Consider the following 25,991-nt stretch of genomic DNA (forward strand, 5'->3'; position numbering starts at 1 on the left):
AAAACGATTATTTTTAAAATAGTTTTTATATTTTTTGATCATAAACCGACTTCTTTATTTTAGTTTTTTAATTACATTCTTTTCATTTTATCCGAATTTTCTTCGATCCAATCTATGGTATAATAAACTACAAATTTACCGGAGGGCTAACAATGATAGATAAAATTATTAAGGAAGTCCAGAGTCTCTCACTTGAAACTGGCTTAAAAAAAATGACTATGGATGGATTATCAGATCGCTTAAAGATTAGCAAAAAGACCTTGTATGAGCATTTTAATAGTAAAGATGAATTGATATATCAAACAATTCATGAATATATTAGCGAGAACCAGCGTATTTTAGCAAACGAACTTAATAACGCAAATACCTACATCGAAAAATTGAAAATTGCTTGTTATCATTATCTTCCCTACCCAATTGAATTCTATAAAACAAACATCGAAGAAATTGAGAGATATTACCCTTCTTCAGCTCAGATAATCCACAATTATATAGGGGAAAGTTCAAACATGATCGTTCAGGTTTATAATGACGGCATCACCAATGGTGTTTTTAACGAACAAATTAATCCAGAAGTCTTGATTGAACTCTCCAAATCCTTTTTACTTACAATTCCAGAGATCAAAGATCGTCAGGGAATCACCAGCAGTTTTTTTGAGATTTTACTTTACGGTAGCGTAAAAAGATGACAAAAGATCATTTAATAACAACTCTCATCACTCACATACATATCGAGAAACTTCCAGGTGAATAATCGTGAATAGCAAAAAAAGCAGGGTGTCACCCCATTTCTACCTGCTCTCTTGTAAGATGTACAATCCCTCGGATACCGCTGCGCTCACACCCTTTTCCTCCTTCACTAGTTATAAATCTCCCATCTCTTCATTACCCCAACTCCAGCAATCCCCCGCCTCAACCAACACCTCGCTAACAGTCGCGCCCCCAGAGCTCCGCTTCGCTGCGCTCTGGGTCGCGGGCTGCGCCCTATATAAACGAAAACGATCCCACCCGTCAGAGAGCAAGCTCTCTTCCGCACGGGATCATTTTCGTTTATGCACGTCTGTTAGCTTTCGCGGAACATCGTGAATAGCCTCCCACCAAGCCTCCGCTTGGTGGGTTTTTCTGTCCTCCGGACAGAAAAAAGCAGGGCGCCTACGGCGCCCTGCTGGCTATTCCCACTCTATCGTCGACGGTGGCTTCGACGTCACATCATACACTATCCTATTCACATGATCCACCTCATTGACAATCCTGGAGCTAATCTTATCCAGCACCTCATAAGGCAGTCTCGCCCAATCCGACGTCATGCCATCAATGGACGTCACCGCACGAATACCCACCAAATGGCTGTACGTGCGCTCATCGCCCATAACACCCACGGATTTGACATTCGGAAGAACTGTGAAGTATTGCCAGACGTCCCTGTGAAGGCCCGCCTTCTTGATCTCCTCACGCAGAATCGCGTCTGAATCGCGAACGATCTTCAGCTTTTCATCCGTGATCTCGCCCATGACGCGGATCGCAAGACCCGGTCCCGGGAACGGCTGACGCCAGACTATATTCTCGTCCAGGCCAATCTCAAGGCCCACTTTTCTGACCTCATCCTTAAAGAGGTCGCGAAGCGGCTCAATCAGCTCAAACTGCATGTCGTCCGGAAGGCCACCCACATTGTGGTGGCTCTTGATGACCTGTGCCGTATCCGTGCCGCTCTCAATGACGTCCGGATAAACGGTGCCCTGAACCAGCCACTTGATGCCTTCCAGCTTGTTCGCCTCTTCCTCAAAGACGCGGATAAACTCCTCGCCTATGATCTTGCGCTTGGTCTCCGGATCAGACACGCCATAAAGCTTGCCAAGGAAGCGCTCCTGGGCGTTGACGCGGATGAAGTTCATGTGGAAGTCTTCCATAAAGACCTTCTCGACCTCGTCGCCCTCGTCCTTTCTGAGGAGACCGTGGTCAACAAAGATGCAGGTCAGGTTGTTGCCAATAGCCTTATGCACCATCAGTGCCGCAACAGACGAGTCCACGCCGCCGGACAGGCCGCAGAGCACCTTGTCGTTGCCGGCAATCTTCTTAATCTGTTCAATCTTCTCTTCCGCGAAGGAGCCCATATTCCAGCGGCCCTCGCAGCCGCAGATCTCATAGAGGAAGTTCTGAATCAGGGTACGGCCAAACGGGGTGTGCTCCACCTCGGCGTGGAACTGAACGGCATAGAGCTTCTTCTCCACAGACTCCATGGCGCCCACCGGGCAGTTGTCCGTGGTCGCGCTGATCTTAAAGCCCTCCGGCTCTTTTTCAACGTAGTCAAAGTGACTCATCCAGCAGGTCGACCCGGACTCGACGCCGCTAAATAGCGCACTCTCCTCGGCTAAATTCAGGCTGATCTTGCCGTACTCCCGCTGATCTGCCTTTCTGACCTTGCCGCCTAAAAGGTGGGCCATGAGCTGCATGCCGTAGCAGATGCCAAGGACCGGAATGCCCAGCTCGAAGATCCCCGGATCCACAGAAGGCGCGCCCTCCAGGTACACGGAGTTCGGGCCGCCGGTAAAGATGATGCCGCTCGGTTTTTTCTCCACAATGGCGCTGAGGGGCGTCTTGTAGGAGACGACTTCGCTGTAGACGCCCGCTTCACGGACACGGCGCGCGATCAGCTGGTTGTACTGGCCGCCAAAGTCAATGATGATGATCTTTTCGTTTTCGATATGCATCATTATACATATTCCTCCACTTAGATAAAAATGTTGATCCAATCCCATTCTACAGAACACAGACGACCCTGTACAGAGGGCCGCCTGTAGTCTTAAGAAATAAAATTAATCATGCTTGCTTGGTGTATAGTTCGACGATTCTTTGGTGATCTGAATGTCATGCGGATGGCTTTCAATCAGGCCCGCGTTCGTGATGCGGATGAACTTGGCCTCCCTCTGGAGTGTCGGAAGGTCCGGCGTGCCGCAGTAGCCCATACCGGACTTGAGGCCGCCAACGAGTTGGTAAATCATATCCTTCAGCACACCGCGGTAAGGAACGCGGCCCTCGACGCCCTCCGGCACGAATTTCTTCGAATCCGTCTGGAAGTAGCGGTCTTTGCTGCCTGCGTTCATGGCGCCTTCGGAGCCCATGCCGCGGTAAGTCTTGTAGCTTCTGCCCTGATACATGACGATTTCGCCCGGGCTTTCCTCTGTACCCGCGAAGAGCGAGCCCAGCATGACGGTGTCGGCGCCGGCTGCGATGGCCTTGACAATGTCACCGGAGTACTTGATGCCACCATCGGCAATTATTGGGATGTTGTACTGGCGGCCAACCTCCGCGCAGTCCATAACCGCGGTGAACTGTGGGACACCAATGCCCGCGACAACGCGTGTCGTACAGATGGAGCCAGGGCCTATACCGACCTTGATGGCGTCCGCGCCGGCCTTAATGAGGTCATAGGTCGCTTCCGCCGTCGCAACGTTGCCGGCAATGATCTGGGCCTCAGGGAACGCCGCACGGAGCTTGACCACTGCGTCAATGACGTTCTTGCTGTGGCCGTGGGCGGAGTCCAGGGTGAGGACGTCGACACCGGCTTTCAGCATGGCAGCCGCACGGTCCATCATGTCAGCACCCAGGCCTATGGCCGCGCCGCAGAGGAGTCTGGCCTTGTCGTCCGTGGCTCGGTTCGGGAAGATGACGACCTTCTGGATGTCCTTAATGGTGATGAGGCCCTTCAAGTGGCCCTCTTCGTCTGTCAGTGGGAGCTTTTCGATCTTCCACTTGCGCAGGATCTTCTCCGCGTCCTGCATGGAGATGCCTTCGCGGGCCGTGATCAGGTTTTCCTTGGTCATGACCTCGTCAATGGGCTTGGTGTTGTCCGTCTCAAAGCGGATGTCGCGGTTGGTGATGATCCCGACGAGGATGTGGTTTTCGTCCACTATCGGCACACCGGAAATCCTGTAGCGCTCCATCAGCATAAGGGCGTCGCTGACGTGGTGCTCCTTTGAGAGATAAAAAGGATCGACAATAACGCCATGCTCACTGCGCTTGACCTTGTCGACCTCCAGTGCCTGCTGCTCTATGGTCATGTTCTTGTGGATGATGCCTATGCCGCCTTCACGGGCAATGGCAATGGCCATGTTGGCCTCGGTGACGGTATCCATGCCGGCGCTGAGAATGGGCATGTTCAGGGCAATCTTGTTGGTGAGGCGCGTCTTGACGGAGACGTCGCTTGGCAGTACCTCTGAGCGCTGTGGCATCAGCAGGACGTCATCATAGGTCAAGCCTTCTTTAATCGAGATAATAGACATGCAGCAGTAGGTCCCCTTTCGCTAATTTGCCCGGATTCTGGTCTTTTATTCGCCAGTCCGGGAGTGATGGATGGACGCATTCACGGTACGAGCCCCAGCTTCGAGGCTTAAGTGTTTGGTTTATTACATTAAAAGAAAAGCGTTAAAGGTGTGGATGAGAGGGGGGGGGTGGCAAAGCGGGCCGACCAAGACCCGCCTGCCGTGAATTGAATGAAGAGATGTGAACAAGCATCAAAAAAATCCCGATTTCTGGAGTGAAATCGAGATTGATGGCATGGCTTTCAAAGACGAAAGACGCCTTCAGATTTCACTCATAGCAGGAAAATTTACGGTTTTCCCGTAGAAACTGGCAGTCCCTATTACCGCCGATATATGAGTGTCCGCATTAAGTTGATGATTTTCTATAAGGTAACAAATATTTGGGACGTTGTCAACAGAATCGAGAGATATTTTCGGCGAAATTGCGAAATTTTATCTGTTTATTTATTTTATTGTTCGTGTTTTTGTAATTATAAAGAGATTGTCATGTTTTCTTGACTATTATTCTCTATAAAATCCGTACAATGGAGGTATGACGGTTATGTATGAGGTGAATGATTATGCGAAAGCTTTTTCCTGAATCAAAAAAGCAGCTAAAAATAGCGTTTGCTGCCGCGGTGGGAGTGTTGCTTGCTGTGACTATCGGCATGGGCACTTACCAGGGACAGCAGCTGGAGATCTCCAGGATGTCCCTGTCCCCAACCGAAATGGTCCCAACTGAAATGGCCCCAACCGGCGCTGGGGCGGCGTTGGCACAAGCTGCGCCCGAGCTTGAAGCAGCCACCAGCCTCGCTGTCCCCGAAGCCTTAAAAGGAAAAACCATTGCGGTCCTCAGCGACCTCCACGGCCACATCAGTGAGGACAACGCGGCCCGGCTCCTTGAGGCACTACGGGAAGCCCGCCCGGTGGCCATCCTGCTGCCGGGAGACATGGTGGACCGCCGGGAGCGCTACTGGCCTGAGGCCCGGGCTTTGATGGAGGCCCTGCCGGACATCGCCCCTACCTATTACAGCTTTGGCAATCATGAAATTGGAAATATTGACCGGGGCGCGGCCCTTGGGTGGCTTGAGAACCTTGGCATTTTCGTGCTGCGAAACAGCAGCGCGGTGCTGGAGGTGGACGGCACGCCCATAATCCTCAGCGGCCTGGATGACCGGATAGGCTTTGCCTCGGAGCGCAGCTATATCCTGACTATGAACCGCCTTCGAAACGCCTCTGAGTACCAGATCCTCCTCAGTCACCGTCCGGAGTATGCCAGTGAATACGCCGCGGCAGGCTTTGACCTCGTGGTCAGCGGCCATGCCCACGGCGGACAGGTCCGGCTGCCGTTCATTGGTCCCGTTTTGTCGCCGCACCAGGGCTTTTTCCCGGATCTGGCGCAGGGCCTGCATCAATTTGGCAACACACAGCTCGTCATCAGCCGGGGGCTGGGCAACAAAATCCCGTTCCCAAGGCTGTTCAATCCGCGGGAAGTGGTGCTGCTGGGGTGGGAGTAAACCATGAATATTAAATTAACATCCATATTTTGTAATATTTTGAACTTGTGGTAAGATGAGAGAAATACTATACACATGGAGGAACAGATTGAAGCGCCTAAAATTAAATATCGATGAACAAATTGCACATATGCGCGATGAAAACGGCATAAAATTCAACCTTGTTACCGAAAATGAAGCACGTTTATTCTTATTGAATAGCACCTATTATTTTAAGTTGAAAGCTTATGCAAAAAACTTTGAAAAATACGCGACAGGTGCTAAATGTGGAAATTATATAGATCTTGAATTTGCTTACTTACAGGATTTATCTACAATAGACATGCACTTAAGAAAATTTATCATTAAATCCTCACTTGATATTGAACATTTCTTAAAAGTCAGGCTCTTAAATGCTGTATCTAAAAATCCTTTTGAAGATGGGTATAAATTTGTGCATGAGTGGCTAATAAATAACCCCAAGGTTCTAAGCGATCTTTCAAAAAAGAAATTCAACAGTATATGCTCAGAGCTTATTCGGAAATATGAGAATGACTTTGCGTTATGGAACATTGTCGAAGTACTTTCTTTTGGGGATTTTGCCAAGTTATATCATTACTACTATATTAAGTATCCAGATAAAAGTTCGATGAGCAATTTGATTTTTCCTGTCAAGTGTATCAGAAATGCAGCAGCGCACAATAATTGCTTAATTAACTCATTGAAAACTCCATACAAGCTCAAAAGAAAAACAAAAGAAGTTAGTAATTATGCCGCAAACATTGATCATATCCCTAAAGCTCTTAGACATAAGATGATGAGTAATCCTGTGATTCATGACTTTGTATGTTTGCTTTTTGTCTTTGATAATATTGTTAGCAGCGTTAAGGTAAAAACTCATACAATGAGCGAATTGGAAAAGTTATTCAAAGTAAGAATGTCAAGAAACTCTAAATTCTACAGGAATAATATTGAGATCATCGAAAGCTATCGTTTTGTGAGAATGGTCATTGACCATTTTGCAAATAAGCCTTATAATTAATTTGAAGAACAAAAGTGTTCGACACTTTTATCGAGGGGGCCCCCGTGCCACCCTTGATTTTCTTTTTTGAGGAAAAAACAAGCCCTCATTTGTCTGTGACAACTTTTTCTTCACATGAGTTAATATTGTGGCCACCATCAATGTCAAAATAAGTAGTATTCCAAATGCTGAAACCATTGAGGCGATCCAGGAAACAGAGAAGATGAAAATGCATCCTGATGACTATAGAGGGTATGATGATATAGACGAAATGATAGAAGATCTATTGAAGCGAATAGAAGAGTGGTAGTGTATTATTCTGTGCCATAACCGTGCTATCCTAAGATAATCTTGCTGTGAAAATGACCATCGGCAAAAGTACTTTGAAGCTTTTTAAAGGCTTCAAAAGACTTTTTTTGCCGATGGTCATCTGTTTTCACACTCAAATCAATTCACAGCTTCAGCGGCCGCCAGCGGCTGGATCAAACGCTTGTACACAAACGCAAACGCCAAAGTGGTGAGCAGCATCTCCGGCAGCATATAAGAGGCGTTGTAGATCAGCGAATAAAGCAATGGATCCTGGCCCTCCGGCGCGTAGGACGCGAAAACCACGACGCCTGAAATGACGCTGGAGGCAAAGCGCAGCGCTATGCCAAGGACAATGCCCAAAGTCGCGTTCAGAAGCTTCTTCCCAAACAGGCCCGCCAGTCCCAGGAAGCCGAAGCCCAGGACGTAGTCAAACAGGATGGACACCGGGTGGAAGGACCACTTGGGCCCAAGTATGAACTGGAGCGTCCCGTAGACTATGGCCACGAACAGGCCCGGACCAGCGCCGTAGCGCACCGCGTAGATCAGGATGGGCAGCATGCTGACGGCGGTGATGGAGCCTCCGCTTGGCATCTGGAAGATGACCACCAGGCTGAGGACATACGCGAGGGCCAGCATGACCCCGCCTTCGACCAGCATTTTGACAGTGAGTTTATTTTTCATGTTTCTCGAGGTCTCCTCTCATTTTTTATGTCAACGAGAAAAAGATCCTGTACAGGGTGTGCACAGGATCTTCAGAAGACTCTAAACACACTTCCCTACGCCGGCACTACCCGGATCAGGTTCGAAGGGTCGCGGCTTATGGCCGCTCTCAGCAGTTGCTCCCCTAGTGTACGGATTCAATTTTCATGTGACTGCGTGTGTAGCTTTTTGTGAGGCTTTTTGTGCGGCTTTTTGTATGGCTTTTGCCTTACATCATGCCCGGCATGCCGCCGCCCATGGCAGGCGCTGCATCCTTGGAAGGAATGTCGACAACCGCTGCCTCAGTGGTGAGGAACATTGCGGAAATGGACGCCGCGTTTTGGACTGCGGAGCGTGTGACCTTCGTTGGGTCGACAATGCCCGCCTGAATCATGTTGACATACTCGCCAGTGAGGGCGTTGAAGCCGACGCCTTTGTCAGAGTTCTTGACGTGCTCGACAATGACGGAACCTTCCTGGCCAGCGTTCATTGCGATTTGACGGACTGGCTCTTCAAGGGCGCGGGCAATGATCTTCGCGCCGGTCTTCTGGTCGCCTTCGAGGCTGTCGATCAGCTTGCAAAGCTCAGGAAGCACGCCGATGAGCGCCGTACCGCCGCCTGGGACAATACCTTCCTCGACAGCTGCGCGGGTCGCATTGAGGGCGTCCTCAAGGCGGAGTTTCTTCTCTTTCATTTCAACTTCTGTCGCAGCGCCAACCTGGATGACCGCTACGCCGCCAGCAAGCTTCGCAAGGCGCTCCTGGAGCTTCTCTTTGTCGAAGTCAGAAGTGGTTTCTTCAATTTGAACGCGGATCTGACGGATACGCTCCTGAATAGCGTTGTGATCGCCTTCGCCGTCAATGATTGTCGTGTTGTCCTTGCTGACCTTGACGGACTTAGCACGGCCAAGGAGGGAAACGTCCGCGGACTTCAGCTCATAGCCGAGCTCCTCGGAAATCACCGTGCCGCCTGTGACTGCCGCTATGTCTGCCATCATGGCTTTTCTTCTGTCACCAAAGCCAGGGGCTTTGACTGCCACACACTCGAACGTGCCGCGAAGCTTGTTGACCACCAGCGTGGAGAGTGCTTCGCCTTCAACGTCCTCAGCAATGATCAGGAGCTTTCTGCCCTGCTGAACGATTTGCTCGAGAATTGGAAGGACTTCCTGGATATTGGAGATCTTCTTGTCCGTGATCAGGATGTATGGGTCTTCGAGGACCGCTTCCATTTTGTCAGGATCCGTGATCATGTACGCGGAGATGTAACCGCGGTCAAACTGCATGCCCTCGACAACTTCGAGCTGTGTGCTCATGGTCTTGGACTCTTCTACAGTGATGACGCCATCTTTGCCGACCTTCTCCATAGCTTCTGCGATCAGATCACCAATAGTGCTGTCTCCAGCGGAGATTGACGCGACGTCAGCGATGTCGTTTTGCGTTTCAATGTTGACGCTCATGTCCTTGAGGCCTTCAACAGCAATTTTGACCGCCGCTTCAATGCCTTGCTTGAGAATCATAGGGTTCGCGCCAGCTGCCACGTTCTTCACGCCTTCGCGGATGATGGCCTGAGCCAGCAGTGTTGCGGTAGTGGTACCGTCGCCGGCAACGTCGTTTGTCTTGGTCGCGACTTCTTTGACGAGCTGAGCGCCCATGTTCTCGTAAGCGTCCTCGAGCTCGATCTCTCTGGCAATGGTGACGCCGTCATTTGTGATGAGCGGTGCGCCAAACTTCTTGTCGAGAATGACATTGCGGCCTTTAGGGCCGAGGGTGACTTTAACCGTATCTGCAAGCTTGTTGACGCCGGCTTCCAACTTGCGGCGCACTTCTTCTGAATACATGATTTCTTTAGCCATGTTAAGGTTAACCTCCTGTAGTGAGTGTTTTGATAATTTGATTGTTTACTTATTTAATTATTCAACGATACCCAAAAGCTTGGACTGCTCAATGATGGTATACTCTTCATTGTCGATCTTGACTTCTGTGCCGGCGTATTTAGGGAAAATAACCTTGTCGCCAACTTTGACTTCCATAGTGATCTCTTTGCCGTCCACAATGCCGCCTGGGCCAACTGCGACGACTTCCGCGATCTGAGGCTTTTCCTGAGCCTGACCCGGGAGAACGATCCCGCTTTTAGTTTTTTCTTCGGCTTCGAGCTTACGAATGACAACGCGCTCGCCTAAAGGTCTGATGTTCATGCTAAAATCCTCCTGTTCATATAATTGAGATGAAAAACTCCCGGTACTTCTTGTGAAAGAGAGCGCCGAGAGCAATAAACCTAACGCTCTGCCCTTATGATAATATATTTTGAGAGATTTATCAATAGTTTTTTGGCACTCCTTAAACAAGAGTGCTAACAACGCGAAGGCTAAAAGACGTGCATAAATAAAAGTACCCCCATACTGAAGAGAGCTTGCTCTCGGAAGTATGGGGTTGTTTTTATTTATATAGGGCGCATGCTATAAGCGAGCGAAGCAAGCCCGTGACCGAAGCGCAGCGAAGCGAAGCGAGGGTGCACGTCTGTTTGCATGAGGTGTAACTTAATCAAAACCAAAACACGAGAAGTAAATTTGTCAACCGCCGCTAAAGAGAGCTTGCTCTCGGACGCGGAGGGACACTTCTGTTTATATAGGGCGCATGCTATAAGCGAGCGAAGCACCCCATCACCTATGCACCCTCATAGAATTCAGGATAGCCAGCAGGGCAACGCCAACATCGGCAAAAACCGCTTGCCACATAGAGGCCAGGCCCAATGTGCCAAGGCCCAGCACCAGCGCCTTGATCCCAAGGGCCAGGGCAATGTTCTGGCGCACCACGGCATTTGTCTTCTTGCTGATCTGGATGGCCTCCGCGACCTTTTCCAGGTCGTCATTCATGATGACAATGTCCGCAGCTTCGATCGAGAGGTCAGCCCCCAGGCCGCCCATGGCAATGCCTACGTCCGCTATGGCCAGCGCCGGCGCGTCGTTGAGGCCGTCGCCTACAAACACGACTTTGCGGCCGCGGTTCCTGGCGTCCTCAATGGCTTTGACTTTGCCGTCCGGCAACAGCTCGCTGAGCACTTGGTCCAGGCCAGCTTCTTTGCCAATTACTTCTGCGATTTCCCGGCGGTCCCCTGTCAGCATGACGACTTGGTTTACGCCCTCACGGCGCATTGCGGCCACGGCTTTGGCCGAGCTTTCCTTGATCTGGTCACTGACGTCAATGGCCCCGAGCCATGCGCCATCTACGGTCACGTGAACCCGTGTGAGCTGGCCGCCGCTGATGCCGGGGGTGATGTTTTGGTCTTCCAACAATCGGCTGCTCCCTACGTGCCAGAGGCGTCCATCATAGGTCGCTCTAACACCCCGTCCCGGAAGCTCCTCATAATCCTCAATCATACCAAAGGCAATGCCGCGTTCCTCTGCAGCTTCTGTGATTGCCCGGGCTATGGGATGGTTCGACAGGTGCTCCAGCGCCGCAGCGCCTTCAAGAATGGCCGCCTCCCGGGTCTGTCCGTGGATCTTAGCCACTTTGAAGCTGCCCTCGGTAATGGTGCCCGTCTTGTCCAGGAAAACCGTGTCAGCGCCTACCAGCGCTTCCAGGTAGTTGCCGCCCTTTATAAGAATGCCCCTGGATGACGCACGGCCAATGCCTCCAAAATAGCCAAGAGGCACCGAAATCACCAGTGCACAAGGGCAGGAGACGACGAGGAAGATGGATGCCCGGTACAGCCAAGTCGTCCAGCTGTCCCCGGTGACCAATGGGGGAATAATGGCAATCAGGGCGGCAATCAGGACGACCGCAGGGGTATACACCTTGGCGAAGCGCGTGATGAAGCGCTCCGTGCTCGCCTTTTTGTCAGCGGCTGACTCAATCAGCTCAAGAATTCTGCCTATGGTTGAAGACTCGTAATCCGCGGTGGTCCGGATCCTGAGCACACCGGTCTTGTTGATGCTGCCGCCGTAGACTGTGGAGCCCGGCGCGGCTTCTACCGGCAGGGATTCGCCGGTGATAGCGGAGGTATCCAGCACGGCGGTGCCGCTTTCAACCACGCCGTCCAGCGGAATGCGCTCGCCGGGCTTGACGAGGATGAGACTGCCGCTTTTGACGAATTCGGTGTCAATGTCGCGGATTTCTTCCTGGGTGGTGGCTTTGATCTGTGGTACGAATGGCTGGGTTAAAGGCTGACCAAAAGGCTCACCAGTAACCCCGAGGGCTGGAGCTTGCTCTGACGCCTGGCTTTGCGCCTCCACAATCCAGTGGGTTTTTTCTACTTTAATGTCCATGAGCCCTGCAATGGAGCGGCGGGACTTGTTGACAGCGTAATCCTCGAACAGCTCCCCTACTCTGTAGAACAGCATAACCGCCACCGCTTCCGGATATTCGCCAATGCCCCAGGCGCTAAAAGTGGCTACAGACATGAGGAACTTTTCCTCGAACCAGTTGCCCTGCCTGATGTTTCGGTAAGCGCCAAGCAGGACACCACGGCCAACCAGAATATAAGCCACCAGATAGATTCCAATTTTCACAGGCTCAGGCAGGAAACCGGCCAGGCTTCCCAGCATGGCACCAAAATAGAGCAGCGCGCCAATCAGCAGCTCTGCCTTTTCCCGCTTTTCTGTATTGCCGCCGTGGCTGTGGCCGTGGCTGTGATCGCTGTTTTCCTGATCTTGGGCTTGAGCTTTGGACAAATCTCTGACACCAACGTGAGGTTCATAGCGGTGGACGACCTCTGAGATCTTGTCGGTCATAAGTTCTGGGGCAGTGGCTGCCACGCCTTCAGAGGTCTTGATGATCAACTTTTTGGTGGCGAACCTCAGGGTCGCAATCTCAACCTCCGGCAGCGCGTTGACGGCTGTTTCTATTTTGGCCGCGCAACTGGCGCAGTTGAGACCGGTCAGCTCATATTGATATTTTTGTGCTTTATTTTCAAGGGTGGTTTGGCTTATGCTCATGGTCTCATCTCCTGGAAATATTGGTTAATTGTCATTATGAAGGGCTGTTTTGCTATGTGTTGACTTTGCGCCTGTCCGAGCTACAGCCCTGTTGTCAGTCTTGGCGGCTGTCCCCTTGCGCTATTCGTGGCTGAGGTGAACCAGGCCGGCGTCCATGATAGCGGAGACATGCTCGTCGTCCAGTCGGTAATAGACCACTTTGCCTTCCCTGCGGTTTCTCACCAGACGCGCCTGCTTCAATATGCGCAGCTGATGGCTGATGGAAGACTGGGTCATATTGAGGACGTGGGCAATGTCGCAGACGCACAGTTCTGAGTGGGCCAGTGCGCTTAGAATCCTTATGCGCGTCGAGTCCCCCAGAACCTTGAAGAAGTCCGCCAGATCGATCAGCCGTTCCTCTGGGTGCTGATCCGCCCGAACCTTTTCAACCACATCTTCGTGGATTATGGCACAGTCGCATTTATACTCATTTGTAACCTCAAAAGTCATGGTTTACTCTCCTTTACGATTGAACGTATGTATATCTGTTCATATGTTCAATTAAATTATAAGCCTCATTGAGGCGCTCGTCAAGAGAATTGCGTGGTTGGGGACAGGCACCCGCCACGGGTGCCTGTCCCCAACCAAATTACATCTTATAAACCACACGCCCGCCAACCATAGTCATAGCGACCTTGGCCTCAAGAATCTCCCTGCTCTTCAAATCAAACAAATTCCTGTCAAGGACAACAAGGTCAGCAAGCTTCCCAACCGCCAATGTACCAAGACGGTCCTCATCAAAGGATGGATATGCCGCGTCAGAAGTGAACAGCCGCACGGCCTCCATGACAGAAAGCTTTTCCTCTGGCAGCCACCCGCCCTCAGGCACGCCGCTCAGGTCCGCCCGCTCAACGGCAGCATAAATATTCCCCAAAATACTGAAGCTTTCCACCGGCGCGTCAGAGCCGCCCGCTGTGCGAATACCCATATCCCGCATGGATTTCCAGGCATAGACTTTCTCCATGCGCTCACGGCCAATCCTCGCTTCAACACTGCCCATGTCCGTAGGGACAAAAATAGGCTGGATGTAGGCAACAAGATCCGCTCGCTTCATTTTTCCCAGCAGCTCTGGCGTTGTGAGCTGGGCGTGAATAATACCGTGCCTCAGTGGATTGAGAGCCTCGCCGGCCTCCCTGCGCGCTTCTATTACCTCAGAAAGTAGGCCTGCAGTCAACGCTATCGCGCCGTCACCTATCGCATGCACCGCGATCTGCATCCTATTTTGATCTGCCAGCTTCACGAATTCTCTCAGCGCTTCCGTTTCAAAGCTTTGAATTCCACAAGTTTTCGGATCATCACTGTACGGCAGCTCAAGCAAAGCCGTTCTGGCACCCAGAGAGCCATCTGTAAACAGCTTCAGCGGACCCACTCTAAAATAGGGGCTGCCCACTCCAGTCGTATAACCTTCAGAAAGAAAGGCCTGAAATTCTTCTATACTATTAAACAGACACTGTTCATAAACCCTGACTGTCAAAGCGTTTTCCCTATCCATCTTTTTAAAAGCATGCACCACCTGACGCCACTGCCCATCCGGCATGCCCATAAAGTCTGTGGAGTGGATCGAAGTGATGCCTTCTTTGTTGAGCTCCGCCTGTCCCATAGTCATCAGCGCTGTGACAGCCTCTTCCGTCAGGGGCTCCAGCAGCAGCTTGTGAAGAAATGCCGCGCTCTCCTGCAGAACGCCAGTCTCAGGATCAATATAAGCGCTGAGCTTCTTAGCTTCCTCCATTTTCATTATGTTCTCCAAAGCAACACTGTTGGCCACTGCTATGTGTCCGCATACCCGGGTATAGACTACCGGCAGCTCTGTCGAGACTTGATCCAGCAGCGCCTTGGTAATGAAGCTTTTTTCCCCGGTGAAGCTGTTTTGGTTCCAGCCCCAGCCCAGCAGCCACCCGCGGTAAGGCCCCTGCTTCTCAGCATACTCTCTGCCCCGCGCTACAACCTGCTCCGCGGAGGTGCAGTCAAAAAATGGTGCTGTGATCTTGGAAACCGCGTACTCAAGAATGTGAAGGTGCGTATCCACAAAACCCGGCAGCACGAGCTTCCCATTAAGGTCAATACGCCTCAGCGCTTCCAGGCGCTCTGCTTCCTGGTTGGTTCCAAGAAACGCAAGTTTGTCGTCCTTTATGCCTATGGCTTCATACAAAGTTTCCTCATGATCCATAGATTGAATCCTACCGTTGAAAAAGAGATGGTCAAGCACTATGCAACACTCCCCCAGAATTGTTTCTTGTTAATATTGCATGCAAAATTCCCGCCAAGTTTCCACAGGTTTTCCAAAAATCGTTCCAATCGCTGAAACCTTGGGTTTCACTATCTTTGGGAAAGTAACGAAATTAAGTTGCGTCAACATTACAGCCCCAGAATCACCATTCAGTGTAAAAAAGAGTTATCTTTTTTACCATCACTCAAATTGCAAAAAAAAGGAATCGATATCCAAGACCCTCTTCACAGGCCCTTGAACACCAATTCCGCCCACTTTCCCTACAGTACCGCAATCAAACCCGCGACCCAGTTGTAAAACGGCACAAGCGCCACTGGCAAAAATACCGCCGGAAGCATATTCCCCACTTTGAGGTCCGCATCCACCAGCATTTTAAAGCCCAGCGCCATGATCAGCATACCGCCGGCAGACGTCATAGCGCCAATAACCTCCGGACTAAGAAAATCCTTTACCGACCCTGCCGTCAGGGCAATAATTCCCTGGTACAGCAAGACGCTGATGCTCGAAAACGCAACGCCAACCCCAAGCGTCGCCGCGAAAATCACTGAAACAATCCCGTCAATGACAGATTTCGCGTACAAGGTCTGGTGACTGTTGCTTAAGCCACCCTCAAGAGCCCCCATGATTGCCATGGATCCCACACAGAAAAGCAATGTCGCGGTGACAAAACCCTTTGTAAATCCGCCAGTTCCTTTGATAAATCTTCGCTCAACGGCATGGGTCATACTTTCGAGTTTTTGCTCAATATTGATCCCTTCACCAATGGCCGTTCCCAGCGCCAGGCTCAGAAGCACCACCAAAATGTTGGACTCCGTCAAAGCACTTGAAATTCCTATAATGATAACCCCCAGGGACAAGGTCTTGATGATGGCCTGACCAAACTTCTCCGGCATCCGCTTTCCAATCAAAAGGCCCAAAACGCCCCCAATTAATACCGCCACCGCATTTGCAATTGTACCTGACAAAATCATACTGCTTACGCCTCCATCTCTGAATTTCTGCCCCAATGAAACAGTAATTGTTGTGCATACCCTGCCTGATCACCAAAACGCGACTCTGCGAAAGTCTTGATTTCCCTGGCGCTGGCTTCGTGGTTAAAATACAGCTGCCGCATCATTTTCGCGACCCAGGTATCTACCGGGAACGCTGCCCTGCGTCCGTATCCGAACAGCATGATGCATGACGCGACTTTTTCTCCAACCCCCGGAAGCGTCAGCAGCGCCTTCATTAGCGCTGTGTCCTCCAGATGCCCCCAGGCCTCAAGGTCCGCCTCACCACTGGCCACCTTTTGTGCCGTAGCCAGCAGATACTGATCCCTATACCCTGCTCCAGCCTGCCTGTACTGATCCAGACTAAGTCCCGCCAAGATCTCCGGTGCTGGAAATCCTTTCATCTTCTCATGAGGAACCCGCGCGCTGCCAGCCTCCGTAATTTCACTGCCGAACCGGTCAGCGAGCGCCTCAATACTTCCCTTGATCCTTGGAATATTATTATTGCCTGAGAGGATGAAGGTGATAACCATTTCCCAGGGGTCCTGCCTGAGAATACGGATGCCCCTGCCAAATTCTGCTGCGCAGGCCATGGCTGAGCTCGGATCCCTTTCCAGTAAAACCTGCTCAATGGCCGCATAATCCGTTTCCAGGTCAAAATAGCTCTTCCAGAAGCTTTCATAATCGTCTTGGGAGGTTTCGAGGATCACATCCCCCGCGAGCTGCAGGGCTCTTAAATACCGACCGGATGCGACACCTTCAAATCCTGATTCTGCTTCACCCAAAGCCGCGACATCAATTTTGCGCCATCTAAACGCCTGACCGCATTCGAAGGTTTTTTCAAGATTGAAGTACTTGCCGGGCAGCCTGATGCCCTCAGCAGCTGCTGAATTTTCCACCTTGCTTTCGAGGACCGTCATTCTATCCACCTCACACATCTTAAGAAATTGTAACGTTTTTAACCAGAATTTGCAAGAAGGGAAAAGTTACCTGATACAATTTCCTCATGACCTTGAGGGAACAGGAGCCCGGCCCAACGCAAACCGCTTCTCCCAGGCACCACTTGCCCCATATGCCACTTGCTTCCCCCAAACCACAAAACAGCAGGGCACCCACCGGCGCCCTGCTGTCCCTCTATCACTCTTTCACGCTTAATGGTACAAACTCAAACTTATTAACATCAAACAGTCCCACATCCGTCAGCTTGATCTCCGGAATCACCGGCAGCGCCAGAAATGCCAGCGTCATTACGGGATCATAGACCCGCTTGACGCCAAGACTGTAGCCTACTTCCAGCAAATCCTTAAGCTTCTGATCCACCAGCTCAATAGGCTCATCTGACATCAGTCCGCCTATTGGAAGCGGCATGGAGGCCACGACCTCGCCACCCTTGACCATGGCGATCCCGCCGCCAATACGGCGAATCTCATCAATAGCCGCCATCAGATTCTCGTTGGAATCCCCTATGACAATCAGGTTGTGGCTGTCATGGGCTATGGTTGTGGCAATGGCGCCGTCCTTCAGGCCAAAGCCTTCCACCAGGCCCCGCCCAATATTGCCTGTGGCGTGGTGACGCTCAATGACGAGGAGCTTCAATATATCCAGACGCTCATCATACTTAAAATAGCCATCCTCTGTGACCACCTTGCGCACCGCGCTCTCCGTCACCAGAGAATGTGGCAGCAGCCGGATTACCCGGGCAAAGTCGGTTTCCATAGGAATTTTCAAATCCTCGGTCGACACCGGCTTAAAATTCACCGTGTTCACAACCGCATCAGAAACAATTTCCGACACTTCAAACAGTGCCTTGCCCCGCTCCGCCATTAAGCGGCCCGCCTTGAACACCATTTCAACATTAAACGCCTTCAGATCGTCAAAAACGATCAGATCCGCCTGATAGCCCGGTGCCACCGCGCCGCGGTCATAGAGGCGGTAGGCTTCTGCAGCGTTCAGCGTTGCCATCTTGATGGCGGTGATGGGCGGCAGGCCCCTGGAGATCGCCAGCCTGACGTTGTTGTCAATGTGGCCCTCCACCAGGATGTCCCCCGGGTGCCGGTCATCCGTGCAGAAGAAGATCCGCCGCACGTTGTCCTTGTTGACCCCGGCCACCAGCTCAGCCAGGTTGCGGGCTGCAGAGCCCTCGCGAATTTGAATATACATTCCCAGACGGAGGCGGTCTATCATTTCCTCCACGGTGGTGCACTCGTGCTCTGTTCGGACGCCTCCCGCCACATAGGCGTTGAGCCCCTTGTCCTTGATGACGGGGCCGTGACCGTCAATGAGCTTTCCATCAGCAATCGCCAGCTTATCTATGACCTCCGGCGAGGCGCTCTCCACCGCCGGATAGTCCATCATCTCCCCAAGTCCCAGAACCCGGGGATGGTCAATCAGTGTTTCCAGATCCGCCGCCAGCAGCTTCGCACCGGCGTTTTCAAAGGATGTGGACGGCACGCAGGAAGGCAGCATGACAAAGACGTCCAGCGGCAAGTGCGCCGCCTCGCTGTTGTCCAGCACATACTGAATGCCGCCAAGACCGCAGACGTTGGCAATTTCATGGGGATCCGCTATTATAGTCGTCGTACCCCGGGGTAGGATTGTCTTCGCGAACTGCGCCGGCGTCACCATGGAGGACTCAATGTGCACGTGGCCGTCAATGAGCCCCGGCGCCACGTAACGGCCACCGAGGTCAATCTCCTCGACCCCTTCATACTGGCCAATGCCGGCGATCTCACCGCCCACAATGGCCACATCCCCTTCCAGAATTTCCTCCGTAAAGACGCTGACAATCCGCGCGTTTTTCAGGACGAGGTCCGCCTTGACCCGGCCGCTGGCCACGTCTATGCGGCTTTTGATCCTCGCTTTCTGGGCCGGGCGTTCAGCCCGGCCCAGTCCCCCACCAAAGTCCTGAACCTTAGCCATTGGCACCGGCCCCTTTCGCGGCAGCCTTCGCCTTTCTGTCCTCAACTATGGCTTTCAAAACAACGTCCGGGGTCGCAGGGAGGGTATAAATCCGGACCCCAATCGCGTCATAGATCGCGTTCAGGATCGCAGGGGCCACCGGCACCATGGTCGGTTCGCCAATACCCTTCGCCCCATAAGGTGCCGTATTCTCCGGGTCCTCCACAATATACTTGTGAATCGCCGGGATATCCATAGCCGTTGGAATTATATATTTCGCAAACTTGTTATTCTTAATGACGCCGTCCTTGACCCCCAGGTCCTCGTACAGGGTGTACCCAAGGCCCATAACAAAACCGCCGTCAATCTGCCCTTCCACCAGGTCCGGGTTGATAGCCCTGCCCACGTCCTGCACGCACCAGGCCTGCAGCACCTGAACTCTTCCCGTCTCTGTGTCCACCTCGACCTCCGTGCCATAGGCGTTGAAGGTATATGGCCAGTAAGGCACCCCTTCCCCCGTCTCCGGGTCCATGCCTACAGTCTGAGCCGTAAACGATTCCGTCACCGCCAGCACGCGGCCCTCAGACTTCAATTGCTTTGCGATTTCGCCAAAGGTCGTCTGGCGGCTCGGAAAAATGGGCAACCAGATTTTCTGATCTTCCACTTCGAGGCTTGCAGTAGAATTGAGTTTAAGATTGACGCGCGCCTCTTCCAGCAAAGCCTTTTTGAAAGACTCCGACGCCTTCAGGACCGCATTTCCAGTGTTATAGGTCTGACGGCTGGCCGCCGCTGTGCCGGAATCCAAAAACTCTCTGGTATCCTCGCAGATCATGTGCACCTGGTCAGAATGCATACCCAGCACTTCCGCGCATACCTGGGGCATTATGGTTTTCGCCCCCTGACCAACCTCTGTGGCCCCAACGCGAAGTAAAACCTCACCATTTTCCGCGAGCTCCACGGTCGCCACGGAAACATCCGGGAAGCCGTTGCCGTAGCCCGTACCGTACCAGCTTAGTGCAATACCTCTTCCGCGCTTAAGCATGCTCCGCCACCTCCGTTTGCTTACCCGGTTTCGCCGCAGAAGTCGCCCCGGCACCGGCACCAGCATCACTGCCATTCATAGCCTGATTCAGGATCTCGAGACATTCTTCAAGCGGCACCGACTCCGTCAGCACCTGACCGTTCGCCGTCACTGAACCCACTCTAAAAAGGTTCTTCATGCGGATTTCATAAGGCGTCATGCCTAATGCCTCCGCCAGTATGTCCATATGCTGCTCATACGCCACTGGCACCTGAGTCGCCCCAAAGCCCCGCATAGCCCCGGCATATGGATTGTTGGTGTAGACGGAGTAGCTGTCCACGTGAACATTTTCGATTTCATAAGGACCGGTGATGTGAACACCAGCTTTACGCATGACGTTGATGGCCCAGGACGCATAGGCCCCCGTGTCGCCATGAAGCTCCGCTTCCAGCGCCAGAAGCTTGCCATCCTCAGCCGCCCCAACTTTAAGTCGCATATAAACCGGGTGCCGTTTGGAATGGGCATAGAAGGATTCCTCCCTGGCCATGGTCGTCTTCACCGGACGGCCAAGGGCAATCGTCGCCAGTGCCAGGTGAATCTGCATGCTGATGTCCTCGCGTCCGCCAAAGGCGCCGCCGACGACAGGATTCAGAATGACCACCTGCTCCAGCTCCCAGCCAATAGCTTCTGCCACTTCAATCTGATCAAAGTGCGGATACTGTGTGGACGCCACCACAACGACCTTGTCGCCTTCCATATAAGCGAGACCGCTCTCCGGCTGAAGAAAGACGTGATCCACGAAAGGTGAAACGTACTCCCGCTCAATGACCACTGCGGATGACTCAAAGCCTTTGGCCACGTCCCCCCGGCGGCACTTGTAGTGGTAAATCAGATTGGATTTGCCGTCATGAACCTGGGGTGCATCTGGCAGCATAGCCTCTTTGGGGTCGAATACCGCTGGCAATGGCTCGTAATTCACCTTGACCATGGCACCCGCCGCGTCTGCCTGCGCCTGAGTCTCCGCAACCACAAAGGCCACGGGATCCCCAACACGGCGGACCTTTTTCGCGCATAAAACCTCGTGATCCTTGAACAGAACCCCGTGTACGTTGTGTCCCGTCACGTCCGCTGCCGTAAAGATCCGGATCACCCCCAGCGCTTTTTCAGCCTCGGACAGATCCAGTGTAAAAAAGCCATGGGGAATTTCTGACCTGACGGTTGCCCCATAGACGCAGTTTTCCATTTCAATGTCCTGAGGATAGAGCGCCTCCCCGGTCAGCTTCGCCCGGGCATCCTTGCGCTGAATCCGCTGGCCTACAGATTTTAAGGTGTTCATTTCTTCTCACCCCGTTCCTGCATGACCTCAGACGCGGTTTTGATGGCCTTCACCATCTTGTCGTAGCCCGTACAGCGACAGAGGTTGCCGCTGATGGCTTCCTTGATCTGCTGATCGTTTGGCGCTGCGTTTTTGTCCAGAAGCGCCTTCGCCGAAAGCACCATCCCTGGGATACAGTAGCCGCACTGAACCGCGCCGTTATCTAAAAACGCCTGTTGAACAGGATCGAGGCCATTTTCAGTCTCAAGCCCTTCAATCGTCACGACTTTTTTCCCTTCACACTGGGCCGCGAGCACCAGGCACGAATCTACAGCCTTGCCGTCCAAAATGACCGTACAGGCGCCGCATTCGCCTTCCCCGCAGCCTTCCTTTGTCCCCGTGAGCCCCAGAGGCCCCCGTATGACATCTAACAACCTCATATGATCTTCAATTTCCAGCCTATGGTCTTTACCGTTCACATTCAAATTCAACGTTATCATGATATTGCCCCCCTGTTGCTATAACGATGCCCGAAGCGCTTTTTTCAGTGCATTGCCAAAGACGCCACGAACAGCTTCACGCTTAAACGGCATTGTACCCCGACCACTGAGACGGCTGCTGACCACCTCGGAGAACAGGTCGCAGGCAGACGAAATTAAAGCTTCGTCCAGCTTTTTGCCTGTCAGAAACGCTTCCAGTTCAGGCTCCCTCATGCCCGTCAGACCAATGGACCCAGACGCGACACAAACCTTTTCAATGACCTTATCCTCGCTCAGCTCAACCGCTGCCGCCGCGCTGAGCCGCGAAATAGCGAGCGCATTGCGAAGCCCCAGCTTTTCAAACTGAACGTTGATATGCGCGGACCCCGGCCTTGGAATGATAATCTGGGTGATGATTTCCCCCTCATTCAGGTCCGCCTGGCCTTTGCCCTTGAAGAAATCCTTCAGCGCCACTGTCCTGCAGCCCTCGTTCGAAACAATTTCAAGCAGCGCTTCCATAGCCAGCAGCGGCGGAACAGCGTCTGCCGCTGGAGAAGCGTTGGCAATATTGCCGCCCACGGTTCCAAGATTTTGAATCTGCGGCGCCCCTACTGATTTTGAAGCTTCCCATAAACCCGGCAGCTGACGCATGACCCGGTCAGATTCTACCAGCTCACTATACTTCGCGCAGGCACCTATGGCAATATAGTCCGCTTCAAAGCGGATTCCCCGACATTCCGGCACATCCGAAATGTCCACAATAACTGGCTTTTTGTTGTGATTTTCCCTGATCTTGACCAGAAGATCCGTACCTCCAGCGATCAGCTCTGCCCTTCCCTCATTTTCCTTCAAAGCTGCCAGAGCTTCCTTCAGAGAAAAGGCCTTGATGACTTTTTCCACTTTCATCTGATCTCACACCTCCTAAAAAGAAAATGCCCCCAAGCAGCGCGTGGGGGCATTTTCCGGATACACGCTCTATGCGAAGATTTCCTTAAGGATAAACAACACGGCGAGCACGTAAGTGACAATTGGAACTTCTTTGGATTTACCTGCAAGCGTCTTGATCAGCGCGTAAGAAACGATACCGAAAACGATACCTTCCGCGATCGAGTAAGCAAACGGCATCATGATGATGGTCAGGAACGCCGGAATTGCTTCCGTGAAATCATCCAGATCAATTTCCTTGATAGGCGACATCATGAAGAGACCGACAATGATCAGCGCCGGCGCCGTAGCGGCACCTGGAATCATGATGAAAAGTGGTGAAATAAAGAGTGCTACGAAGAAGAGACCCGCGGAGACCAGAGCGGTCATACCCGTTCTGCCGCCTTCAGCGACGCCGGATGCAGACTCAACGTAAGTCGTAACGGTGGAAGTACCTACCATAGCGCCAAAAGTCGTACCAATCGCGTCCGCGAAGAGCGCTTTCTTGACCCCTGGAAGCTTGCCGTTTTCGTCCAGCATGTTTGCCTTTGTAGAAACCCCAATCAGTGTGCCAATCGTGTCGAACATGTCGACAAACAGGAACGTACCGAGAACGATCCACATATCCGCCGTCAGAATCTTGTCGAACTCGAACGCGAAGACGTTCATAGCCGGCGGCATGCTGAATATGGAGCCCGGAAGCTGAGCGACGCCCAGAGGAATGGAAAGAATGGTAGAGATGATAATACCGAGGAGAATTGCACCTTTAACCTTCAGCGCCAGGAGCACGCCGGTGATGACCAGGCCTGCGAGGGCAACCTGAGTGTTAGGGTTGGCGACAAAGTCACCCAGTGATAAAGGAACGCCAGCGCCTTGAATGACGATTCCGGAGTTGTAGAGACCAATAAAGGCAATGAACAGACCAATACCAACAGAAACCGCTTTCTTAATATTTTGTGGGATACTGTCAATGATGGCTTCACGCACATTGAAGAACGTGAGAATTAAGAAAATAATACCTTCAATAAAAACTGCAGTGAGCGCGAATTGCCAGGAGTAGCCCATGGTCAGGACGACCGTGTAGGCAAAGAAGGCGTTGAGGCCCATACCTGGCGCGAGTACGAACGGCAGGTTCGCGTAGAAAGCCATAACCAGCGTTGCGACGAGTGAAGCGAGTGCGGTCGCCGTAAAGACGGCGCCGAAGTCCATGCCGGCGTCAGCCAGGATCAGTGGGTTGACGATCAAGATGTACGCCATGGTCATGAATGTGGTGATCCCTGCAAGTACTTCAGTTTTTGCGTTGGTGCCGTGCTCCGAGAGTTTAAAAAACTTCTCGAAAAATCCTGAATTATTGGTCATTTTTCGTTACCCCCCATGATTTGTAAAAAAGAGTTTTTACATCTACCCTCCTTACCTCTGGAATTGTATGATTTGAAAAATGAAAAACAATAAAAAGCAGAAATTGCGGCAAGTGCCCTGTAATGGTTTTACCGGGCACTAACTACATTCAATTGTATTTTCAAGGTTCCTATTCTTGAACTGCGCTGAGTACTTTGAAGTTCTCGACGTCGACAATGCCCATGTCCGTGATCTTCCACTTCGGACTCGTGGACAGCCCCAGGAAGGACAGGTGCATGAACGGCGCGTGGACCTTACAGCCCAGCTTCGTTCTCGCGTTGTCCTCGAGCTCCCGGATCTTGTCACTGACTTCATGACCCGTTAGCTCGTCCGTGATCAGTCCGCCCACCGGCAGTCTGAGCTCATCGATCACGCGGCCATTTGAAACGAGGGCGATCCCGCCGCCAATTTCCTTGACGCGGTTAGCCGCAATGGCCATATCATTATAGTTTGTCCCCATGACGAGGAGATTATGGGTGTCGTGGGCAATGGATTCCGCCATGGCGCCGTTCTCAATACCAAAGCCTTTCACAAAGCCTTTGCCGATGTTTCCGTTACGTCCATAACGCTCAATGCAGATCAGTGGAACGACGTCCTGCTTCGTATCCGCCTGGACAGCGCCATTTTTCACCGGCAACTCCGCCTCGAGGGCATCTGACAGGTTCTGGTCTGGAATGAGACCTATGACATTGACCTTGGCTTTAGAGCCTTCTGCCTTGATTTCAAGATCTGCAGCCGACATGGTCTTGAACTTGACAGAATTCTTTACGGTATCAGGATAAGTGTATTTAGGAATGTCAATCAGCATTTCGCCGTTGGCCGCAGCCAGCTTGCCATCAATAAAGACAGCGTCGACGACCATGTTCTGAAGGTCGCTGATGACAGCAATATCCGCCAGTTTGCCCGGAAGCAGCGCGCCCCGGTCTTCCAGCTTAAAGTAAGTTGCCGGGTTGATGGTGACCATTTGAATCGCTTCCACCGGATTGACACCCTGGGCAATCGTTCTTTTGACTATTTCATTCATGTGACCGAGCTTTTCAAGGTCTTCCGCAACCATGTCATCTGTCGCGAGAACCGCTCTTCTCGAATCCATTTTCTCTTCCGTAATAGCCCGGATACATTCCGCCATGTTCTTTTGGGTCGAACCTTCACGCATAAAGACGTAGACGCCTTGGCGGAGCTTTTCGACAGACTCAGCCTTAGTGGTTGTCTCATGGCAGGAGCACGTGCCGCCAGCCGCTATGATATGGGCTGCCAGCTCCCGGCCAAACAGCTCCGGCGCGTTGCCATCCACAACTTTACCAATGCTTCTCGCATAAGTCGTGGAAGCGACGAGGTCTGTAATGATGTCAGGCGTATTGTTGTACACGTGCTGAGCGTTGCTGAAGCCCTGGAGCTCACCAACGCCTATAATGTTGGGATAATTTAAGAGATCCACCATATCCTTGGAGGAAATGTCCACCCCAGCGGTTTCGAGCGACGGGCAATCCGGTACCAGTGCAGGCACCACGAGACTGACGTGGTTCGGGACGACGCCCGCTTCGTCTGCCATGGCTTTCATGCCTACGCCGCCAAGGGCGTTCCCAATCTCGTGAGGGTCGGCAACCAGCGTCGTCGTACCAGACGGGATCGAAAGTCTCGAAAACTCTGAAATCGTCAGCATGGAACTCTCAAAGTGCATATGTGAATCAATAAAGCCCGGCGCGAGGTAGCGGCCGGTAACGTCTATCACGAGTGTCTTGGGTCCGATCAGCTTGTCTGAGTCACAGACGCCGAGAATGTACTTTCCCTTGATCGCAAGGTCGGATTTATATATTTCTCTCGTGATGACGTTGACAATATTACCGTTCAGAAGGACGACGTCTGCGAATTCGAAATCTCCCATGAGAGCGTCGATCATCTGGCGGTACTCCATTGCTTGTTTGATCAGCTTTGGATCCATCAT

Annotated in this window: 21 protein-coding genes and 2 riboswitches; of the genes, 4 read left to right on the forward strand and 17 right to left on the reverse strand. The window is 52.1% G+C overall.

The window, feature by feature from the left end; translation table 11 throughout:
* The first annotated feature begins 152 nt into the window (after nt 1-152).
* Entirely contained in the window at nt 153-689 is a 537-nt protein-coding gene (locus tag BLP63_RS14110; protein ID WP_092592694.1) for a TetR/AcrR family transcriptional regulator, read from the forward strand.
* Nucleotides 690-1,169: 480 nt separating this feature from the next.
* Here BLP63_RS14110 and guaA read toward each other — a convergent pair whose 3' ends face one another.
* Both guaA and guaB read right to left on the reverse strand, forming a co-directional pair.
* Entirely contained in the window at nt 1,170-2,702 is a 1,533-nt protein-coding gene (gene guaA, locus BLP63_RS14115; RefSeq protein WP_092592744.1) for a glutamine-hydrolyzing GMP synthase, read from the reverse strand.
* A gap of 111 nt (nt 2,703-2,813) precedes the next feature.
* Nucleotides 2,814-4,280, reverse strand: a complete 1,467-nt coding sequence (gene guaB / locus BLP63_RS14120; RefSeq protein ID WP_092592696.1) for an IMP dehydrogenase — start codon at nt 4,278-4,280, stop codon at nt 2,814-2,816.
* A 294-nt stretch (nt 4,281-4,574) separates the two neighbouring features.
* A riboswitch (purine riboswitch) is annotated at nt 4,575-4,676 on the reverse strand.
* A gap of 203 nt (nt 4,677-4,879) precedes the next feature.
* On the opposite strand from guaB, the gene BLP63_RS14125 reads away from it, so the two are divergent.
* The 3 genes from BLP63_RS14125 to BLP63_RS16925 all read left to right on the forward strand — a co-directional run bounded on the left by BLP63_RS14125 (nt 4,880) and on the right by BLP63_RS16925 (nt 7,125).
* Complete coding sequence (locus BLP63_RS14125) at nt 4,880-5,815, forward strand: metallophosphoesterase (RefSeq protein WP_170829475.1); 936 nt, start codon at nt 4,880-4,882, stop codon at nt 5,813-5,815.
* Nucleotides 5,816-5,903: 88 nt separating this feature from the next.
* Entirely contained in the window at nt 5,904-6,836 is a 933-nt protein-coding gene (locus BLP63_RS14130; RefSeq protein WP_170829476.1) for an Abi family protein, read from the forward strand.
* A gap of 127 nt (nt 6,837-6,963) precedes the next feature.
* On the forward strand, nt 6,964-7,125 hold the full coding sequence (locus tag BLP63_RS16925; RefSeq protein WP_170829477.1) for a hypothetical protein: 162 nt from the start codon (nt 6,964-6,966) through the stop codon (nt 7,123-7,125).
* 137 nt (nt 7,126-7,262) lie between these two features.
* Here BLP63_RS16925 and thiT read toward each other — a convergent pair whose 3' ends face one another.
* The 15 genes from thiT to BLP63_RS14205 all read right to left on the reverse strand — a co-directional run bounded on the left by thiT (nt 7,263) and on the right by BLP63_RS14205 (nt 25,991).
* Nucleotides 7,263-7,805, reverse strand: a complete 543-nt coding sequence (gene thiT, locus BLP63_RS14135) for an energy-coupled thiamine transporter ThiT (RefSeq protein ID WP_092592702.1) — start codon at nt 7,803-7,805, stop codon at nt 7,263-7,265.
* 75 nt (nt 7,806-7,880) lie between these two features.
* Nucleotides 7,881-7,980: riboswitch (TPP riboswitch) on the reverse strand.
* Nucleotides 7,981-8,052: 72 nt separating this feature from the next.
* On the reverse strand, nt 8,053-9,675 hold the full coding sequence (groL, locus tag BLP63_RS14140; protein ID WP_092592704.1) for a chaperonin GroEL: 1,623 nt from the start codon (nt 9,673-9,675) through the stop codon (nt 8,053-8,055).
* A gap of 57 nt (nt 9,676-9,732) precedes the next feature.
* Nucleotides 9,733-10,017 (reverse strand): co-chaperone GroES, encoded by a 285-nt coding sequence (locus BLP63_RS14145; RefSeq protein ID WP_092592706.1) that lies wholly within the window; start codon nt 10,015-10,017, stop codon nt 9,733-9,735.
* A 465-nt stretch (nt 10,018-10,482) separates the two neighbouring features.
* A complete protein-coding gene (locus BLP63_RS14150) occupies nt 10,483-12,756 on the reverse strand; it encodes a heavy metal translocating P-type ATPase (protein ID WP_092592708.1) in 2,274 nt (757 codons plus the stop codon).
* Between the two features lie 120 nt (nt 12,757-12,876).
* The gene (locus BLP63_RS14155; protein ID WP_092592710.1) at nt 12,877-13,245 is read right to left on the reverse strand and encodes an ArsR/SmtB family transcription factor; all 369 of its coding nucleotides are present in this window, start codon (nt 13,243-13,245) and stop codon (nt 12,877-12,879) included.
* Between the two features lie 139 nt (nt 13,246-13,384).
* Complete coding sequence (locus BLP63_RS14160) at nt 13,385-14,962, reverse strand: amidohydrolase (protein WP_139159841.1); 1,578 nt, start codon at nt 14,960-14,962, stop codon at nt 13,385-13,387.
* Between the two features lie 320 nt (nt 14,963-15,282).
* Complete coding sequence (locus tag BLP63_RS14165) at nt 15,283-15,993, reverse strand: DUF554 domain-containing protein (RefSeq protein WP_207646480.1); 711 nt, start codon at nt 15,991-15,993, stop codon at nt 15,283-15,285.
* Nucleotides 15,994-15,998: 5 nt separating this feature from the next.
* Nucleotides 15,999-16,931, reverse strand: coding sequence for a DNA-3-methyladenine glycosylase family protein (locus BLP63_RS14170; RefSeq protein WP_170829478.1), 933 nt, complete (start codon nt 16,929-16,931; stop codon nt 15,999-16,001).
* A gap of 217 nt (nt 16,932-17,148) precedes the next feature.
* Nucleotides 17,149-18,930, reverse strand: a complete 1,782-nt coding sequence (gene ade, locus BLP63_RS14175) for an adenine deaminase (protein ID WP_092592716.1) — start codon at nt 18,928-18,930, stop codon at nt 17,149-17,151.
* A complete protein-coding gene (locus BLP63_RS17225; protein ID WP_278278143.1) occupies nt 18,923-19,951 on the reverse strand; it encodes a xanthine dehydrogenase family protein molybdopterin-binding subunit in 1,029 nt (342 codons plus the stop codon). The genes ade and BLP63_RS17225 overlap by 8 nt, the downstream gene beginning before the upstream one ends.
* On the reverse strand, nt 19,944-21,266 hold the full coding sequence (locus tag BLP63_RS17230; RefSeq protein WP_092592718.1) for a xanthine dehydrogenase family protein molybdopterin-binding subunit: 1,323 nt from the start codon (nt 21,264-21,266) through the stop codon (nt 19,944-19,946). The genes BLP63_RS17225 and BLP63_RS17230 overlap by 8 nt, the downstream gene beginning before the upstream one ends.
* Nucleotides 21,263-21,745, reverse strand: a complete 483-nt coding sequence (locus BLP63_RS14190) for a (2Fe-2S)-binding protein (RefSeq protein WP_092592720.1) — start codon at nt 21,743-21,745, stop codon at nt 21,263-21,265. The genes BLP63_RS17230 and BLP63_RS14190 overlap by 4 nt, the downstream gene beginning before the upstream one ends.
* An 18-nt stretch (nt 21,746-21,763) precedes the next feature.
* The gene (locus BLP63_RS14195) at nt 21,764-22,630 is read right to left on the reverse strand and encodes an FAD binding domain-containing protein (RefSeq protein WP_092592722.1); all 867 of its coding nucleotides are present in this window, start codon (nt 22,628-22,630) and stop codon (nt 21,764-21,766) included.
* A 69-nt stretch (nt 22,631-22,699) separates the two neighbouring features.
* Nucleotides 22,700-24,007 (reverse strand): NCS2 family permease, encoded by a 1,308-nt coding sequence (locus BLP63_RS14200; protein ID WP_092592724.1) that lies wholly within the window; start codon nt 24,005-24,007, stop codon nt 22,700-22,702.
* A 169-nt stretch (nt 24,008-24,176) separates the two neighbouring features.
* The gene (locus BLP63_RS14205; protein ID WP_242870927.1) at nt 24,177-25,991 is read right to left on the reverse strand and encodes an adenine deaminase; all 1,815 of its coding nucleotides are present in this window, start codon (nt 25,989-25,991) and stop codon (nt 24,177-24,179) included.

Origin of the sequence: Acidaminobacter hydrogenoformans DSM 2784, from assembly GCF_900103005.1 — a bacterium.
GTDB lineage: Bacteria > Bacillota > Clostridia > Peptostreptococcales > Acidaminobacteraceae > Acidaminobacter > Acidaminobacter hydrogenoformans.